We start from the raw sequence: 15,649 nt of genomic DNA, 5'->3' as shown, positions 1-15,649 counted from the left end.
GTGGGGCGGTGCCCGAACTCCAGCAGCTCGAACCGTGCCACGCTCCCGCCCTGCTCCGCTTCGAGCGGGAGAACCGGGCGTACTTCGCGCGGTTCGTGCCGGACCGGGGCGACGACTACTTCGCCGGATTCACCGCCCGGCATGCGGCACTCCTGGCGGAGCAGCTCACCGGCCAGTGCCGCTTCCACGTCCTGGTGGACGACGACGGCGCCGTGCTGGCCCGGTTCAACCTGGTGGACATCGCCGACGGCAGCGCCGACCTGGGCTTCCGGGTGGCGGAACGGGCGACGGGACACGGCGTGGCGAGCGACGGCGTCCGGGCCGTCTGCGTTCTGGCCCGGGAGCGCTACGGGCTGCGCCGGCTGTTCGCCTCCGCCGCCCTGCGGAACGCCGGCTCGCTCGCGGTCCTCCGGCGCACCGGATTCGCCCCGGTCGGCGAGATCATGCTCGACAGCCAACCCGGCCGACGACACGTCCGGGACCTGGTTACCGACGTTTCCGGAACCTAGCCGGCCTGGTCGTCGGAGAGGCGCTCGCCCCGGCGGCGGAGCATGCCGAGGCCGGGGATGCCGGCCACGGCCAACTTCAGGTCCCGGGTCACGTCGAGCAGGTCGTGCAGGTCCGGGCCGACCCGGTCGAGAGTGGCCAGGATCGGCAGGATGTCGGTGGTGAGGTGCTCCTTGAGCTTGGGTAGCTCGTCGACGAGGCGGATGGCGGCGGTGACCTCCTCGTGGCTGAGTTGCTCCACGAACCGCGCGGCCATCGGGGCGCTCCGGCGCAGCGCCGGCTCGTACGCGGCGAGCAGTTCCCCGGCGGTGGCGGAGGCCGCCTCCGCCGTCTCCACCGTGCCGGCCGCCCGCCGGGCGACCACCTCCGCCTCGGCGACCACCGTGGCCGCCGCCCCGGCCACCTGCTCGGCGCGGCCGATCAACCCGGCCGCGCTCGCGGAGACCCGCTCCGCCTCGGCGACCACCCGGCCCGCCACGGCGGACACCTGCTCGGCCTCGGCCACCACCACGGCTGCCTTCGCGGCGACCTCGGTGGCGTTCTCGATCGCAGTGGTCGCGGCGGCGCTGATCACCGCGACCTCGCGGACGGCCGACTCGGCGTCGGTGAGCACCTGATCGGTCCGGTCCAGGGTCTGCTCGATCCGGTCGACGACCCCGTCGATCCTGTTCACCAGCGCCTCGACGGCGTCGAGCACCGCGAAGGCGCGCGCCGGTACGGCCGCGAGCGAGACCGCCGAGCCGAGCGCCTGGTCGACCGCGGACCGGGTCAGTCCGGCGGCCCGGAAGGCGGCGTCGGTGGTCATCCCGAGGACGGCGGACGGGCGGGGGAGGGGAATCACCATGCGACCAAGTGTGCGGCGCGACCGCCAGGGGTGGGTCAGGCGTCGCCCTGCTGTTCGACGGCGCGCTGCACGGCCCGGTAGATCTGCCCGAACCGCAGGGCGTCCGGGCTGCTCAGCAGCATGACGTCGTGCCCCCGGTGCTGCACCCACAGCTCGTGCACCCGGTCGCCGCGCTCGTACGAGCGGTCCAGCCAGCCGAGCGGCAGCTCCAGGAAGGGCGTGAGCACCAGCGCGCCGACCACGAAGGCGGCCACGACGATCAGCGCCAGCGTCCAGTTCCCCCGGTCCTGCGCCGACCAGGCCAGCGAGATGACGCAGACCAGGGCCACCAGGGGCGGCAGGGAGAGCAGCAGGATCAGGACGCCCCGGCCCAGCTTCCGGGAGTGCTGGCCGAGGGTGGTCCGGCCCCGGGCGTGCCAGACGTACGCGATGTCGGGAAGCCGCAGTGTGTGCCCGTCCACCCGGATCGACTCGGAGGTCACCTGCACCGCGTCGTCCTGGTAATAGAGCGTCATCTCTACAGTGAACCCGTCGCGGGCCAGGTTCGACAGCCCCGGTCGGCGGAATTCGCCGTCCAGTGTGGACGACGGATCAGCGGAAGCGGACCGGCTGGTCGCGTTCCATCGCCCTTTGCAGCGCCCGGTAGATCTGGCCGAACCGCAGCGCGTCGGCGGTGCGGACCAGCCGGACCGGCTGGCCCTGCCAGCGGATCCAGATCTCCCGCTCCCGGCTGCCCCGGGCGTACGAGCGGTCGAGGTACTCGAAGAGGATGTCGGCGACCGGCCCGACGGCGAGCCCGACCAGCACGGACGCGCCGACGATCGCGATCGTGACGGTCCACGACCGGTGCAGCCAGATCGCCAGGGCGATGCCGAGCACCGCGGCCACCAGTGGGCCGGCCATCGCCGCCCCGATCGCGCCCCGGCCGGCGAGCACCCGCCAGGACCGGCTGCCGCGCTGGTGCCAGACCTCGCTGATCTCGGCCAGCAGGAAGCGCTGCCCGTCGACCCGGACGGCGGTCGAGGTGACCTGGACCGACCTGTCGTCGTAGAACATGACCATCGGCAACTCCCGGTGACGGGACTGACACCAGACTATCTACCCAACGACCCGCGCCGTAAGGTTGGCACGCGACTTCGACGCGGAAGTGAGGGCAGTATGGGCGAGTTCGTTCGGCTGGAGACCAAGGACGGCGTCGGCACCATCCGGCTGGACCGGCCGCCGATGAATGCCCTCAACGTGCAGGTCCAGGAGGAGTTGCGCGAAGCCGCGACGGCCGCCGCCGACGACCCCGAGGTCCGCGCCGTCATCGTGTACGGCGGGGAGAAGGTCTTCGCCGCCGGGGCGGACATCAAGGAGATGGCCGACATGTCCTACGTGGACATGGTCGAGCGTTCCGCGCGTCTCTCCAGCGCGCTCACCGAGTTCACCCGGATTCCCAAGCCGGTGGTCGCCGCGATCACCGGGTACGCCCTCGGCGGCGGCTGCGAGCTGGCCCTCGCGTGCGACTGGCGGGTGGTCGCCGAGGACGCCAAGCTCGGCCAGCCGGAGATCAAGCTGGGCATCATCCCCGGAGCCGGCGGCACCCAGCGGCTGGCCCGGCTGGTCGGCCCGGCCCGCGCGAAGGATCTGATCATGTCCGGCCGGATGATCGACGCCCAGGAGGCGCTGCGGATCGGGCTGGCCGACCGGGTCGTCCCGGCCGCCGACGTCTACCTCGCCGCCGTCGAGCTGGTCCAGCCGTACCTCACCGGCCCGGTGCAGGCGCTGCGGGCGGCGAAGCTCGCCGTCGACGCCGGCCTCGACATGGACCTGAACTCCGGCCTGGCCTGGGAGAGCCAGCTCTTCGCGGGCCTGTTCGCCACCGACGACCGGAGCGAGGGCATGGCCGCGTTCGTAGAGAAGCGCAAGCCCCGGTTCACCGGACGCTGACACGCCGCGCCGAAGCTTCTTCACGTTCAGGTGACCGACCGGTAACCTCGGACCGGCCACGCGACGAGAGGGGCGGCGATGACGGAGCGGATCGAGGGTCACGGCGGAGAGTTGGCGCTCGCGGCGCTGCGCGCGTACGGCGTACGCGAGATGTTCACCCTCTCCGGCGGGCACGTCTTCCCGCTCTACGACGCCGCGCACAAGACCGACTTCCCGGTCTACGACGTGCGGCACGAGCAGTCGGCGGTCTTCGCGGCCGAGGCGGTGGCCAAGCTCCAGCGCCGCCCCGGCCTCGCCGTGCTCACCGCCGGCCCCGGCGTCACCAACGGAATCTCCGGCCTGACCAGCGCCTTCTTCAACGCGTCGCCAGTGCTGGTCCTCGGGGGCAGGGCCCCGGCCTTCCGCTGGGGCTCCGGCAGCCTCCAGGAGATGGACCACCTCCCGCTGGTCCGGCCGGTCACCAAGCACGCCGAGACGGTGTTCGGCACCGACGACATCCCCCGGGCGGTCGCCGCCGCGCTGGACACCGCGCTCACCCCGCACCGGGGGCCGGTCTTCCTCGACATGCCGCTGGAGGTGGTCTTCTCGGTCGGGGAGGCCGACCTGCCGACCGGCGCGGCCCCCGCCCCGCTGGAGGCGGACCCGGACGAGGTGCGCCGGGCCGCCGAGCTGATCGCCGGCGCACAGCGGCCGGTCATCGTCGCCGGCTCGGACGTCTGGACCGGCGACGCGGTGGACGCCCTGCGCGCGGCGGCCGAGGCGCTCGGCGTACCGGTCTTCACCAACGGCATGGGGCGCGGCGCGCTCCCGCCGGAACACCCGCTCGCGTTCGCCAAGGCGCGGCGGGCCGCGCTGGGCGGGGCCGACGTGGTCGTGGTGGTCGGCACCCCGCTGGATTTCCGGCTGAGCTTCGGCGACTTCGGCGACGCGGCGGTGGTGCACGTCGTCGACGCCCCGAGCCAGCGCGCCGAGCACGTGGAGACGGCCGTCTCGCCCGCCGGTGACCTGCGGCTGATCCTCACCGCGCTGGCCGACCACGCGGGCGACCGGGTCGACCACAGCGACTGGATCGCGCAGTTGCGCGTCAAGGAGGACGCGGCGCGGGCGCGCGACGCCGAGGAGATGGCCGCCGAGAGCGACCCGATCCGCCCGGCGCGGATCTACGGCGAACTGCGTCGGGTGCTGGCTCGCGACGCGATCACCATCGGCGACGGCGGCGACTTCGTCTCGTACGCCGGCCGTTACCTGGAACCGGCCCAGCCCGGCACCTGGCTCGACCCTGGCCCGTACGGCTGCCTCGGCACCGGCATGGGGTACGCGATGGGAGCCCGGATCACCCACCCGGACCGCCAGGTCTGCGTGCTGATGGGCGACGGCGCGGCCGGTTTCTCGCTGATGGACGTCGAGTCCCTGGTCCGGCAGCAGCTCCCGGTGGTGATCGTGGTCGGCAACAACGGCATCTGGGGGCTGGAGAAGCACCCGATGCGCGCCATGTACGGCTACGACATCGCCGCCGACCTCCAGCCCGAACTCCGCTACGACCAGGTGGTCACCGCGATGGGCGGGGCCGGCGAGACGGTCGCCAAGGCCGCCGACCTGGGGCCGGCCCTGGAGCGGGCCTTCGAGGCCGGTGTGCCGTACCTGGTCAACGTGATCACCGACCCGGCGGACTCGTACCCCCGCTCCTCGACCCTCGCCTGACCAGGAAAAACCACGGGAAACTCCCCGCCCGTCGTCGTAGGGTCGGATCGCGTGACGACGAAACTGTCACACCCGTCGTCCAGAGTGATTTGTTCACGACGTACGACACGGGGAGTTTCTCCATGACCCACGCGATCCGAGCGGAAGGGCTGGTGCGGCGGTTCGGCGCCACCACCGCCCTGGCCGGAGTCGACCTCGAGGTGCCGAGCGGGTCGGTCTTCGGCCTGCTCGGCCCGAACGGGGCCGGTAAGACCACCACGGTCCGGGTGCTCGCCACCCTGCTCCAGGCCGACGAGGGGCACGCCACCGTCGGCGGGTACGACGTCGCCCGCGACGCCCACCGGGTCCGCCAGCTCATCGGCCTCACCGGCCAGTACGCCTCGGTCGACGAGACCCTGACCGGGGTGGAGAATCTGGTGCTGATCGGCCGGCTGCTCGGGATCAGCCGGCGCGACGCGCGGGCCCGCGCCCGGGAACTGCTCGCCGACTTCCACCTGACCGACGCGGCCGACCGGCCCGCCAAGACCTACTCCGGCGGCATGCGGCGGCGGCTCGACCTGGCCGCCAGCCTGGTCGGTCGGCCGCAGGTGCTCTTCCTCGACGAGCCGACCACCGGGCTCGACCCACGCAGCCGCAACGAGCTGTGGGACATCGTCCGCAGCCTGGTCGCCGACGGGGTGACCGTGCTGCTCACCACCCAGTACCTCGAGGAGGCCGACCAGCTCGCCACCGAGATCGCGGTGGTCGACCACGGCCGGGTGATCGCCCAGGGCACCCCGGAGGAACTGAAGACCAAGACGGGTGGCCAGACGCTGAGCATCCGCCCGAACCGGGCCGCCGACCTGCCGACCGTGCTCGCCGTGGCCGGCCAGGTCGCCGGGCTCACGCCCGAGGTGGCCCAGAACACGGTCACCGTGCCGGTGAACGACTCGTCGGTGCTGCCGGCCGTGGTGCGCCGCCTCGACGAGGCCGGCATCGGGGTCGCCGAGTTGGCGCTGCGCGGGTCCACCCTCGACGAGGTCTTCCTCTCGCTGACCGGCCACCGGCCGGAGGCGGAGCAGACCGACCAGGCCGAACTGGAAGGCACGCCGGCATGACCACCGTCACCGCTCCCGCCCCGCTCGCCCCGGCCCGCCGGCTGAGTCCGGCCGCCGGGCTGTCGCACATGTTCACCCTGGCCTGGCGGAGCCTGGTGCAGATCAAGCACAACCCGCTGGAACTGGCTGACCTGAGCGTCCAGCCGGTCATGTTCGTGCTGCTCTTCACCTACGTCTTCGGTGGGGCGATCTCCGGTTCCCCGGGCGAGTACCTGACGTTCGCGCTGCCCGGCATCATCGTGCAGAACGCCTTCTTCGCCACCATGACCACCGGGTTCGGGCTCAACTACGACCTCACCAAGGGCGTCTTCGACCGGCTACGGTCGTTGCCGATCGCCCGCTGGGCGCCGCTGGCCGGGCGGATCCTCGCCGACACGGTCAAGCAGGCCTGGTCGGTCTCGCTGCTGATCGGGGTCGGCGCGATCCTCGGCTTCCGGCTGCACAACGGCGTGCTCGGTCTGTTCGGGGCGCTCGCCCTGCTGCTGGCCTTCTCGCTGGCTGCGGCGTGGGTGTCGGTGCTGGTCGGGGTGCTGGCCAGCGAGCCGGAGAAGGTGCAGGTCTTCGGCTTCATGGTGATCTTCCCGTTGACCTTCACCAGCAACGCGTTCGTGCCGACCGACACTATGCCCGGCTGGTTGCAGACCTGGGTCGAGGTCAACCCAGTCACCGTGCTCGCCGACGCGCTGCGCGGGCTGCTGGTGGGCGGGCCGGTGTTCACGCCGGTGGTGCAGTCGCTGATCTGGGGTGCCGTCCTCGCGGCGATCTTCGCCCCGCTGGCCGTCCGGGCGCTGCGCCGCCGGGTCTGAGCCGAGGCACCGCCCTCACCGCCGGCCGCCCCGGCCGCCCGGCCGGAGTGGGCTCATGTCCACCGAGGGGATCGTGGTGGCATCTGGCCCTCAGGAGGGCCGAATGCCACCACGATCGGCACGGATCGGGGGCGGGGCGGGGTCAGCTGGTCTGGTCGGGGTCGGGGCGCCGGTCGGGGGTGTCCGTGCGGTCGGGGTCGCGCTGGTCATCGGCGGGTCCGAGATCGCGCTCCCGGCGCAGGTCGTCCTCGCGTCGCCGCAGGTCGTCCTCCCAGCGGCGGAACAACTCCTCGTCCTGCCGCCGGGCCGACTCCGCGATCGACCGGAGGAAGTCGGGGTCGTCGTCCGGGGCGGCCGGGCGTCGCGGCGGCGCCGCCGGATGCGCCCGACCGGTGGACGCGGGCCGACCGGCGAGGAACCAGGCGGCCGGGCCGAGCAGGGGCACCAGCAGGAGAACCGGCACCCAGACGGCTCGGGGCAGGGCACGGACCTGGTGCTTCTCGGCGGACAGGCAGTCGATCAGCGACAGCGCGGCGAGCACCACGTGGACCACGAGGAGGAAGAGGAAGACCCGAACCATGCACCCATGATGACGCACTGCCCGTAGGTCACCACAGCGTCCGCAACACCAGCAGGATGCCGAGCAGGGCGAAGCCGGCGGTGGCCAGGGCGACCAGCGGAACGGGGACACCGCCGGTGCGCGGCAGACCGCTCCCGGTGGCCCGCCGCCAGCAGAGCGCCAACGCCGCCCCCCAGGTGAGCACGGCGAGCGCGGTGACCAGCGCGCCGACGATCCCACCCTCGGCGGCCAGTCGGACGGCCAGCACGGTGACCACGGTGAGCGCCAGCGCGGTGCGCCGCCAGGCGAGCCGGGTCCGCTCGGGTTGCAGCCCCGGATCGGTGGTCATCCGCTGCGCCCGACTGCCCGGGCCAGCACCGCCACCACCAGCAGCAGGGCGCCGAGCCCGACCGCCAGCGCGAGGACGGCGGGGAACCGGGAGGCGGGCAGGTCCTCACCGAGCCGGATGGCCCGTTCGGTGCGCGCCCAGTGGTCCACCGCCCGGACGGCCACCGTGCCGCCGAGCAGCAGCAGCGCGACCGCGATCACCTCGCGCAGGTGGGACAGCGGCAGCGGGGGCAGGAACTGGGCGGCGGCGAGTCCACCGGCGATCAGCGCCAGCCCGGTCCGCAGCCAGGCCAGGAAGGTGCGTTCGTTGGCCAGGGAGAAACGGTAGTCCGGGCGGGTGCCGACCGTCCGTACCTCCTGCGGGTCGAACCACCGCCTGATCGCCTGCCACACACCGCCATTATCGACTCGACCACGGACGTAGCCTGGACTGATGAGCGATCTTGACGCAGCGACCCTGCGGACGGCGTACGACCGGCAACTGCGACCGGACATCCCGGATCCGGTGCCGGCCGGGGTGACCGTGGAGCGGGACGGCCCGCTGGTGCGGATCCTCGGCCTGGACCACCGGGGCTTCCTGACCTACCGGGATCTGGGCGGGCTGACCGGCGCCGACCTGGACGCGTTGATCGTCCGGCAGCGGGAGCTGTTTCGTCGGCGGGGTGAGGCGGTCGAGTGGAAGCTCTACGGTCACGACGAGCCGGCCGACCTGGCCGACCGGCTCCGTGCCGCCGGGTTCGTGCCGGAGGATCCGGAGACCGTGGTGGTCGGCCCGGTCGCACCCCTCGCGGCCGCGGTCCCGCTGCTGCCCGAGGGCGTACGCCTGCGCGAGGTCGCCGACCGCGCCGACCTGGAGCGGATCGCGGCGATGGAGGCGGAGGTCTGGGGCGACGACCGTGGCCACCTGGTCGACGGGCTGTCCCGGGAGATCGCCGCCGACCCCCAGTCGATCACCGTGGTGGTGGCCGAGGCGGACGGCACGATGGTCAGCGCCGGCTGGGTCCGCTACGTCGCGGGCACCGGCTTCGCCACCCTCTGGGGCGGCTCGACGTTGCCGTCGTGGCGGCGGCGGGGCGTCTACCGGGCACTGGTCACCCACCGGGCCCGGCTGGCGGCGCAGCGCGACCGTACCCTGCTCCAGGTGGACGCGTCGGCGCAGAGCCGGCCGATTCTCGAACGACTCGGCTTCGTCCCGGTCACCACCACGACCCCGTACGTCTACACTCCGTGATCATGGACCAGTCGCTGACGGCCGAGGAGAAGCTGACTCTCAAGACCGGTGCGTTCGGTGCCGTCTTCCTGGTGTCCAACGCCGATCCGGGGTTGCTGGCCCTGGTGCGGGAGAGCCTTGCCGCCTCCGGGGTGATCGCCGGTACGAGCGGAGTGGTGCGGGACGCGCTCACCTCGGGTCCGCTGCCGAGGTTGCCGTTGGGATCGACCGCGCAGGTCGAGCTGGCCGCGCTGGCGGCGCTGGGCCGGGCGATGGCGATCCTGCGGGAGAAGGCCCCGGGGGAGGTGGTCGCGTACCGGTCGGTGGTGCTGACCGCCGCGGACCGGGTCGCCCGGGCGCACCGGGGAGTCGACCCGGCCGAGGAGGTGGCGATCGGCCGGATCCGGGCGGTGCTGGACGGGGTGGAGCAGGTCGCGCCGAGCGGGGCGGAGCAGCTCACGCCGGGCGAGGCGGAGTAGGTCCCGGGATCGGGAGCGGATCGACGGCTCAGGCGCCGACGGCGTGGGATGGGGCGAGCCGGGCCGGTGCCCAGAGTGCCCGGACGGCGAGCCGTACGCAGCGTTCCCGCAGTCGCCCGCAGGCGCAGCGGTACGCGGTGGGCGGTATCCGGCGGCAGGCCCGATGTGGCGGCGTAGCCGGGGACGCCGGCGTGACCTGCGGCGATGCCGCATCATTCTGTGCTGACATGTCGCGACACCTCCCGATTCCCGACCTTAGCGGTTCGCCGGGTTCCGGTGAGCTGTGTCACGCTGAGTCCCGCCGAAGCGTGATGCTACTGGCAGGTAACATTGCCGGTGTGGGTAACTGCACGACAGCCCGCCGTTGACCTGCGTCGACGAAAGCGCGAGGCTGCGCCCGGGACCGGGCAAGCAAAGTCATCACCACAGGAGGGTCGTCGAAGCGCGATGAACATCGTCGTACTCGTCAAGCAGGTGCCCGATTCGGGCGCGGACCGCAGCCTGCGTTCTGACGACAACACCGTCGACCGCGGTTCGGCGAACAACGTGATCAACGAGATGGACGAGTACGCCATCGAGGAGGCGTTGAAGATCAAGGAGGCGCACGGGGGCGAGGTCACCATCCTGACGATGGGTCCGGACCGGGCTTCCGAGTCGATCCGTAAGGCACTCTCGATGGGCCCGGACAAGGCCGTCCACGTGGTGGACGACGCCCTGCACGGCTCGTGCGCGGTGGCCACCTCCAAGGTCCTCGCCGCCGCTCTGGGCACGCTCAACGCCGACCTGGTGATCTGTGGGGCGGAGTCGACCGACGGCCGGGTGCAGGTGATGCCGCACATGCTCGCCGAGCGGCTCGGTGTCGCGGCGCTCACCGGCGCCCGGAAGCTGACCGTGGACGGGAGCACGCTCACGGTCGAGCGGCAGACCGAGGAGGGCTACGAGGTCGTCACCGCCGCCACCCCGGCCGTGGTCTCCGTCTGGGACACGATCAACGAGCCCCGCTACCCGTCGTTCAAGGGGATCATGGCGGCGAAGAAGAAGCCGGTACAGACGCTGTCCCTGGCTGACCTCGGGGTTGCGGCTGCCGAGGTGGGGTTCGACGGGGCGACCAGCACGGTGGTGGAGCACAACAAGCGTCCGCCGCGCTCCGGTGGGGCGAAGGTCACCGACGAGGGCGACGGCGGCGTGAAGCTGGTCGAGTTCCTCGCTGCCGAGAAGTTCGTGTGAGGGGTCAGGGACATGTCTGAGGTTCTGGTCGTTGTCGACGCCACCCGGGAGTTCGGCGTCAAGAAGGTCACCCTGGAGATGCTGACCCTCGCCCGCGAGGTGGGCACGCCGGCGGCGGTGGTGCTCGGTGGCCCGGGTGCGGCCGAGGCCCTGGCCGGCAAGCTGGGCGAGTACGGGGCGGAGAAGATCTACGCCGCCGAGGGCGAGGAGATCGACGGGTACCTGGTGGCGCCGAAGGCCACCGTCCTGGCCGACCTGGTCCGGCGGGTGCAGCCGGCGGCGGTGCTGCTCGCCTCGTCGCAGGAGGGCAAGGAGATCGCTGCCCGCCTGGCGGTGAAGCTGGACAACGGCATCCTGACCGACGTGGTCGCCCTGGCCGCCGACGGCACCGCCACGCAGGTCGTCTTTGCCGGCTCCACGATCGTGACGTCGAAGGTGACCCGGGGCCTGCCGTTGGTGACGGTGCGGCCGAACTCGGTCACCCCCGCCCCGGCCCCGGCCACCCCGGCGGTGGAGCAGCTCACCGTGACCGTCGGCGACGCGGACAAGCTGGCGAAGGTGGTCGAGCGGGTCGCGGAGCAGAAGGGCTCGCGGCCGGAGCTGACCGAGGCGTCGGTCGTGGTCTCCGGCGGTCGCGGGGTCGGCAACGCGGACAACTTCAAGCTGGTGGAGGAGTTGGCCGACCTGCTCGGTGGGGCGGTCGGCGCGTCCCGGGCGGCGGTGGACTCGGGGTACTACCCGCACCAGTTCCAGGTCGGGCAGACCGGCAAGACCGTCTCCCCGCAGTTGTACGTGGCGCTCGGCATCTCGGGTGCGATCCAGCACCGGGCGGGCATGCAGACGTCGAAGACGATCGTCGCGGTGAACAAGGACGGCGAAGCGCCGATCTTCGAGCTGGCCGACTTCGGCGTGGTCGGCGACCTTTTCAAGATCGTCCCGCAGGCCGCTGACGAGATCCGCAAGCGCAAGTGACCTGATCGGCCCGGTACGTGTGACGGGGCTGCGGAACCATTCCCCGGTTCCGTGGCCCCGTCGCCGTTCCGGGCGCGCTGTGTGTGGTGCTGTCGTCCGGGAACGCGTGCTGCTGTCGTCCGGGAGCTGATCGGCGGGCCGGGGAGCTGAGCCGGCCCGCCGATCAACCCGTCCGGGGCCCCTCGGCGAGATGTCGTCACGAGAGGGCGGGTGTGCCGCCGCTGGTTCGTCGCCCACGCGGCCGAAACCGACGTTCTGGGCAACGGTAGCAGCGCGGCCCGACCGTCGCCGAGCGCACCGACCCGGAACACAGGTCCGGTTCCACCGACGGAGCGCCGCCCGGATCGTCGTACCGCCCGATCCGGCGTACCGCCCTCCGGGCCGGGGCGGGCAGGTGGGTGACGGATAGGCTGAACCGCGATGACATACCTGGATCACGCGGCGACCACCCCCATGCTCGACGAGGCACTGGAGGCGTACGTCGCGACCGCTCGCGAGGTCGGCAACGCGTCGTCACTGCACGCGGCGGGGCGGCGTGCCCGCCGCCGGGTGGAGGAGTCCCGGGAACGGGTGGCCGCCGCCCTGGGGGCCCGTCCGTCCGAAGTGATCTTCACCGGTGGGGGCACCGAGAGCGACAACCTCGCAGTCAAGGGGATCTTCTGGTCCCGGCGGGAAGCCGGCCGGGACCGGGTCGTCTCCAGCGCGGTCGAGCACCACGCCGTGCTCGACGCGGTGGACTGGCTCTGCTCGCACGAGGACGCCGGCGTGGGCTGGCTGACGGTGGACGAGGTCGGCCGGCTCAGCCCGGACGCGCTCCGCGCCGAACTGGCCGCCCACCGGGACCGGGTGGCCCTGGTGACCGCCATGTGGGCCAACAACGAGGTCGGCACGGTCCAACCCGTCGCCGAACTGGCCGCGGTCGCCGCCGAACACGGGGTGCCGTTCCACACCGATGCGGTCCAGGCGGTCGGGCAGGTGCCCGTCGACTTCGCCGCCAGCGGCGTCGCCGCGCTGACCGTCACCGGGCACAAGCTCGGCGGGCCGACCGGGGTGGGCGCGCTCCTGCTCGCCCGGGACGTCACGGCCACCCCGCTGCTGCACGGCGGCGGGCAGGAGCGGGACGTCCGCTCCGGCACCCTCGACACCGCCGGCATCGCCGCCTTCGCCGTCGCGGTCGAGACCGCCGTGAAGAACCAGCAGTCGTACGTCGCGCGGGTCGCCGCACTCCGCGACGACCTGGTGGAACGGGTCCGGCAGGCGGTGCCCGAGGTGGTCTACAACGGCGCCCCGACCGACCGTCTGCCGGGCAACGCGCACTTCTCCTTCCCCGGCTGCGAGGGGGACGCGCTGCTGCTGCTCCTGGACGCCCAGGGGATCGCCTGTTCGACCGGGTCGGCCTGCTCGGCCGGAGTGGCCCAGCCGTCGCACGTACTGCTGGCCATGGGGGCGGACAACGACCGGGCCCGCTCCTCGCTGCGTTTCTCACTCGGCCACACCTCCACCGGGGCCGACGTGGACGCCCTGATCGCCGCGCTGCCGGCCGCCGTGGAACGGGCCCGCCGGGCCGGCGCGATCCGCTCCGCCCGCTCCTGAACGCCGTGTCGTGCCGGCTCCGGCACGGGCTACCCTCGACGGGGTGAAGGGGGTACTTCGGTGAGGGTCTTGGCAGCGATGTCCGGCGGGGTCGACTCGGCGGTCGCCGCCGCGCGGGCGGTGGAGGCGGGACACGACGTCACCGGGGTGCACCTGGCGCTGGCCCGCAACCCGCAGACCTACCGCACCGGGGCGCGCGGCTGCTGCACCCTGGAGGACTCCCGGGACGCCCGCCGCGCCGCCGACGTGCTCGGCATCCCGTTCTACGTCTGGGACATGGCCGACCAGTTCCACGCCGACGTGGTAGACGACTTCGTCGCCGAGTACGCGGCGGGGCGTACCCCGAACCCGTGCCTGCGCTGCAACGAGAAGATCAAGTTCGCGGCGGTGCTGGACCGGGCCGTGGCCCTCGGCTTCGACGCCGTGGTCACCGGCCACCACGCCCGGCTCGGCCCGGACGGCCTGCTGCGCCGCAGCGTCGACCTGCCCAAGGACCAGTCGTACGTGCTGGCGGTGCTCACCCGCGAGCAGCTCGACCGGTCGATGTTCCCGCTCGGCGACTCGACCAAGGCGCAGGTGCGGGCGGAAGCGGCCCAGCGCGGGCTGGCCGTGGCCGACAAGCCGGACTCGCACGACATCTGCTTCATCGCCGACGGCGACACCCGGGGCTTCCTCGCCGAGCGGCTGGGCGAGGCCCCCGGCGACGTGGTCGACGCGCTCACCGGCGCGGTGGTCGGCAGCCACACCGGCGCGTACGCGTACACCGTCGGTCAGCGGCGTGGCCTGCACCTGGACCGCCCCGCCCCGGACGGCCGCCCCCGCTACGTGCTGTCCATCACCCCGAAGACCAACACGGTGACCGTCGGCCCCGCCGAGGCCCTCGAGGTCAGCGAGGTCCGCGCCGAGCGTCCGGTCTGGACCGGCGGCGCCCGCCCCGACCACCCGATCGAGTGCGAGGTGCAGTTGCGGGCCCACGGCGACGTGGCGCCGGCCACGGTGGCGGTCGACGCCCACAGCCTGCGCGCCACGCTGCGCCGTCCGGTCCGGGGCGTCGCCGCCGGGCAGGCCGTGGTGGCGTACCGGCCCGACCCGGCCGGCGACGTGGTGCTCGGCTCCGCAACCATCACCGGCTGAGCGGCGCTCGGCTCCGACCATCACCGGCTGAGGTGGTAGCAGGGGTCCCCTGTTACCGCTTTTTGCCGAGGAAGGGTCCCCTGCAACCACCTCAGCCGGCGCACCGGCGTTACACGGACGGAAGACGTCGCACTGACCGGGCGGCCGGGGTGACGGCCGGTTAACCTGTCGACCGTGACTGATCAGGTGTGGCCCTGGCCCCGTGGCGCGGCGACCGGCGTCGGCTCGCTGCCCGGCACCGACGTCGCCGAGGCGCAGCGGATCGTCCTCGGCGAGCTGCCGGCCCTGCCGCACCTGCCCGAACTGCCCGCCCGGGGCCCCGGGGCGGACCTGGTCGGCCGGAGTGCCGGGCTGCTGGTCGAACTGCCCGTCGAGCTGTACGCGGCCCGCTGGCGGATCGCCCCACGCCCCGGGCGGGACCTGCGCCGCGCCCGCGACCTGATGGAACGCGACCTGGACCAGCTCGCCGAGCAGGCCGAGGAGTACGCCGGCCCGATCAAGGTGCAGGCCGCCGGCCCGCTTACCCTGGCCGCCGCGCTGGAACTGCCCATCGGCGGCCGGATGCTGCGCGACCCGGGCGCGGTCCGGGACCTCACCGGCTCGCTCGCCGAGGGACTGCGCACACACGTCGAGGCGGTCGCCCGCCGGGTGCCCCGGGCCTCGGTGCTGCTCCAACTCGACGAGCCATCGCTGCCGGCCGTACTGGCCGGGCGGATCCGCACCGAGAGCGGACTCGGCACGTACCGGGCGATGGAGACGGAGGTCGCCCGGACCGCCCTGCGGACGGTCGTCGAGGCGGTCGCGGTCCCCACCATCGTGCACTGCTGCGCGCCGGACGTGCCGCTGGAACTGGTCCGCACCGCCGGTGCGGTCGCCGTCGCCCTGGACCTCGCCCAGGTCACCGACCTCGACCCGCTCGGCGAGGCGATCGACGCCGGGCTGGGGCTGCTGGCCGGGGCCGCGCCGGCGCTGCCGCCGCCGGCCGGTCGCGCCCCGACCTCCGCCCAGGTCGCCGACCAGGTACGCCAGCTCTGGGACCGCCTCGGCTTCCCCCGTACCCGGCTGCCCGAACAGGTCGTGGTCACCCCGGCCTGCGGCCTGGCCGGCGCCACTCCCCGGTACGTGCGGGAGGTGCTCGCCGCCTGCCGCGACGCCGGCCGACGCCTCGCCGAGGAGTGATCCCCGGCCGGGCCCGCCGAGACACGGCTGCCCGGCCGGTGCCTCGCCGGGATCGGGTTTC

General features: G+C 73.2%; 19 protein-coding genes. 12 read left to right on the top strand and 7 right to left on the bottom strand.

The genetic code is table 11. The features are described from left to right. The first annotated feature begins 8 nt into the window (after positions 1 to 8). A complete protein-coding gene (locus GA0074692_RS18655) occupies positions 9 to 509 on the top strand; it encodes a GNAT family N-acetyltransferase (protein WP_091646393.1) in 501 nt (166 codons plus the stop codon). Here the strand turns inward: GA0074692_RS18655 and GA0074692_RS18650 are convergent. The 3 genes from GA0074692_RS18650 to GA0074692_RS18640 all read right to left on the bottom strand — a co-directional run bounded on the left by GA0074692_RS18650 (position 506) and on the right by GA0074692_RS18640 (position 2,413). Beyond that, on the bottom strand, positions 506 to 1,351 hold the full coding sequence (locus GA0074692_RS18650) for a hypothetical protein (RefSeq protein WP_091646391.1): 846 nt from the start codon (positions 1,349 to 1,351) through the stop codon (positions 506 to 508). The genes GA0074692_RS18655 and GA0074692_RS18650 overlap by 4 nt on opposite strands. Positions 1,352 to 1,386: 35 nt before the next feature. Next, a complete protein-coding gene (locus tag GA0074692_RS18645; protein WP_091646388.1) occupies positions 1,387 to 1,866 on the bottom strand; it encodes a DUF6232 family protein in 480 nt (159 codons plus the stop codon). A gap of 76 nt (positions 1,867 to 1,942) precedes the next feature. Beyond that, positions 1,943 to 2,413 (bottom strand): DUF6232 family protein, encoded by a 471-nt coding sequence (locus tag GA0074692_RS18640; protein WP_091646386.1) that lies wholly within the window; start codon positions 2,411 to 2,413, stop codon positions 1,943 to 1,945. Positions 2,414 to 2,509: 96 nt separating this feature from the next. Here GA0074692_RS18640 and GA0074692_RS18635 point away from each other — a divergent pair, with 96 nt between their 5' ends. From GA0074692_RS18635 to GA0074692_RS18620, 4 genes are all read left to right on the top strand, one after another. Beyond that, positions 2,510 to 3,283: an enoyl-CoA hydratase/isomerase family protein gene (locus GA0074692_RS18635; RefSeq protein ID WP_091646383.1), complete on the top strand. Its 774-nt coding sequence runs from the start codon at positions 2,510 to 2,512 to the stop codon at positions 3,281 to 3,283. Positions 3,284 to 3,361: 78 nt separating this feature from the next. Then, positions 3,362 to 4,984: an acetolactate synthase gene (locus GA0074692_RS18630; protein WP_091646381.1), complete on the top strand. Its 1,623-nt coding sequence runs from the start codon at positions 3,362 to 3,364 to the stop codon at positions 4,982 to 4,984. Between the two features lie 122 nt (positions 4,985 to 5,106). Further along, positions 5,107 to 6,081, top strand: a complete 975-nt coding sequence (locus GA0074692_RS18625) for an ATP-binding cassette domain-containing protein (RefSeq protein WP_091646379.1) — start codon at positions 5,107 to 5,109, stop codon at positions 6,079 to 6,081. Beyond that, complete coding sequence (locus tag GA0074692_RS18620; RefSeq protein WP_091646377.1) at positions 6,078 to 6,887, top strand: ABC transporter permease; 810 nt, start codon at positions 6,078 to 6,080, stop codon at positions 6,885 to 6,887. The genes GA0074692_RS18625 and GA0074692_RS18620 overlap by 4 nt, the downstream gene beginning before the upstream one ends. A gap of 142 nt (positions 6,888 to 7,029) precedes the next feature. Here the strand turns inward: GA0074692_RS18620 and GA0074692_RS18615 are convergent, their stop codons facing one another. Genes GA0074692_RS18615 through GA0074692_RS18605 form a run of 3 tightly spaced genes read right to left on the bottom strand, consistent with a single transcriptional unit; the run spans position 7,030 to position 8,187 of the window. Next, on the bottom strand, positions 7,030 to 7,467 hold the full coding sequence (locus tag GA0074692_RS18615; protein WP_091646375.1) for a PLDc N-terminal domain-containing protein: 438 nt from the start codon (positions 7,465 to 7,467) through the stop codon (positions 7,030 to 7,032). 28 nt (positions 7,468 to 7,495) lie between these two features. Next, positions 7,496 to 7,795 (bottom strand): DUF202 domain-containing protein, encoded by a 300-nt coding sequence (locus GA0074692_RS18610; protein ID WP_091646372.1) that lies wholly within the window; start codon positions 7,793 to 7,795, stop codon positions 7,496 to 7,498. Beyond that, entirely contained in the window at positions 7,792 to 8,187 is a 396-nt protein-coding gene (locus GA0074692_RS18605) for a YidH family protein (protein WP_091646369.1), read from the bottom strand. Before GA0074692_RS18605 ends, GA0074692_RS18610 begins: the two co-directional genes overlap by 4 nt. Before the next feature lie 40 nt (positions 8,188 to 8,227). Between GA0074692_RS18605 and GA0074692_RS18600 the strand changes: the two genes are divergently transcribed. Both GA0074692_RS18600 and GA0074692_RS18595 read left to right on the top strand, forming a co-directional pair. Next, complete coding sequence (locus GA0074692_RS18600; RefSeq protein WP_091646367.1) at positions 8,228 to 9,025, top strand: GNAT family N-acetyltransferase; 798 nt, start codon at positions 8,228 to 8,230, stop codon at positions 9,023 to 9,025. Between the two features lie 2 nt (positions 9,026 to 9,027). Further along, entirely contained in the window at positions 9,028 to 9,483 is a 456-nt protein-coding gene (locus GA0074692_RS18595; RefSeq protein ID WP_425413343.1) for a hypothetical protein, read from the top strand. Between the two features lie 28 nt (positions 9,484 to 9,511). Here GA0074692_RS18595 and GA0074692_RS34050 read toward each other — a convergent pair whose 3' ends face one another. Next, positions 9,512 to 9,712, bottom strand: coding sequence for a hypothetical protein (locus GA0074692_RS34050; RefSeq protein ID WP_141725324.1), 201 nt, complete (start codon positions 9,710 to 9,712; stop codon positions 9,512 to 9,514). A gap of 218 nt (positions 9,713 to 9,930) precedes the next feature. Between GA0074692_RS34050 and GA0074692_RS18590 the strand changes: the two genes are divergently transcribed. From GA0074692_RS18590 to GA0074692_RS18570, 5 genes are all read left to right on the top strand, one after another. Beyond that, positions 9,931 to 10,710, top strand: a complete 780-nt coding sequence (locus tag GA0074692_RS18590; protein ID WP_091646365.1) for an electron transfer flavoprotein subunit beta/FixA family protein — start codon at positions 9,931 to 9,933, stop codon at positions 10,708 to 10,710. A 12-nt stretch (positions 10,711 to 10,722) separates the two neighbouring features. Then, positions 10,723 to 11,682 carry an electron transfer flavoprotein subunit alpha/FixB family protein gene (locus tag GA0074692_RS18585; protein WP_091646363.1) on the top strand — a complete coding sequence of 320 codons (960 nt, stop codon included), beginning with the start codon at positions 10,723 to 10,725 and terminating at the stop codon, positions 11,680 to 11,682. A gap of 420 nt (positions 11,683 to 12,102) precedes the next feature. Then, positions 12,103 to 13,275 (top strand): cysteine desulfurase family protein, encoded by a 1,173-nt coding sequence (locus tag GA0074692_RS18580; RefSeq protein ID WP_091646360.1) that lies wholly within the window; start codon positions 12,103 to 12,105, stop codon positions 13,273 to 13,275. 60 nt (positions 13,276 to 13,335) lie between these two features. Next, on the top strand, positions 13,336 to 14,409 hold the full coding sequence (mnmA, locus tag GA0074692_RS18575; protein ID WP_218106687.1) for a tRNA 2-thiouridine(34) synthase MnmA: 1,074 nt from the start codon (positions 13,336 to 13,338) through the stop codon (positions 14,407 to 14,409). A gap of 174 nt (positions 14,410 to 14,583) precedes the next feature. Further along, positions 14,584 to 15,588, top strand: a complete 1,005-nt coding sequence (locus GA0074692_RS18570) for a uroporphyrinogen decarboxylase/cobalamine-independent methonine synthase family protein (RefSeq protein WP_091646356.1) — start codon at positions 14,584 to 14,586, stop codon at positions 15,586 to 15,588. Positions 15,589 to 15,649: the final 61 nt, after the last annotated feature.

It is taken from the genome of Micromonospora pallida (genome assembly GCF_900090325.1).
GTDB lineage: Bacteria > Actinomycetota > Actinomycetes > Mycobacteriales > Micromonosporaceae > Micromonospora > Micromonospora pallida.
This window is presented reverse-complemented; position numbering and strand designations above follow the sequence as displayed.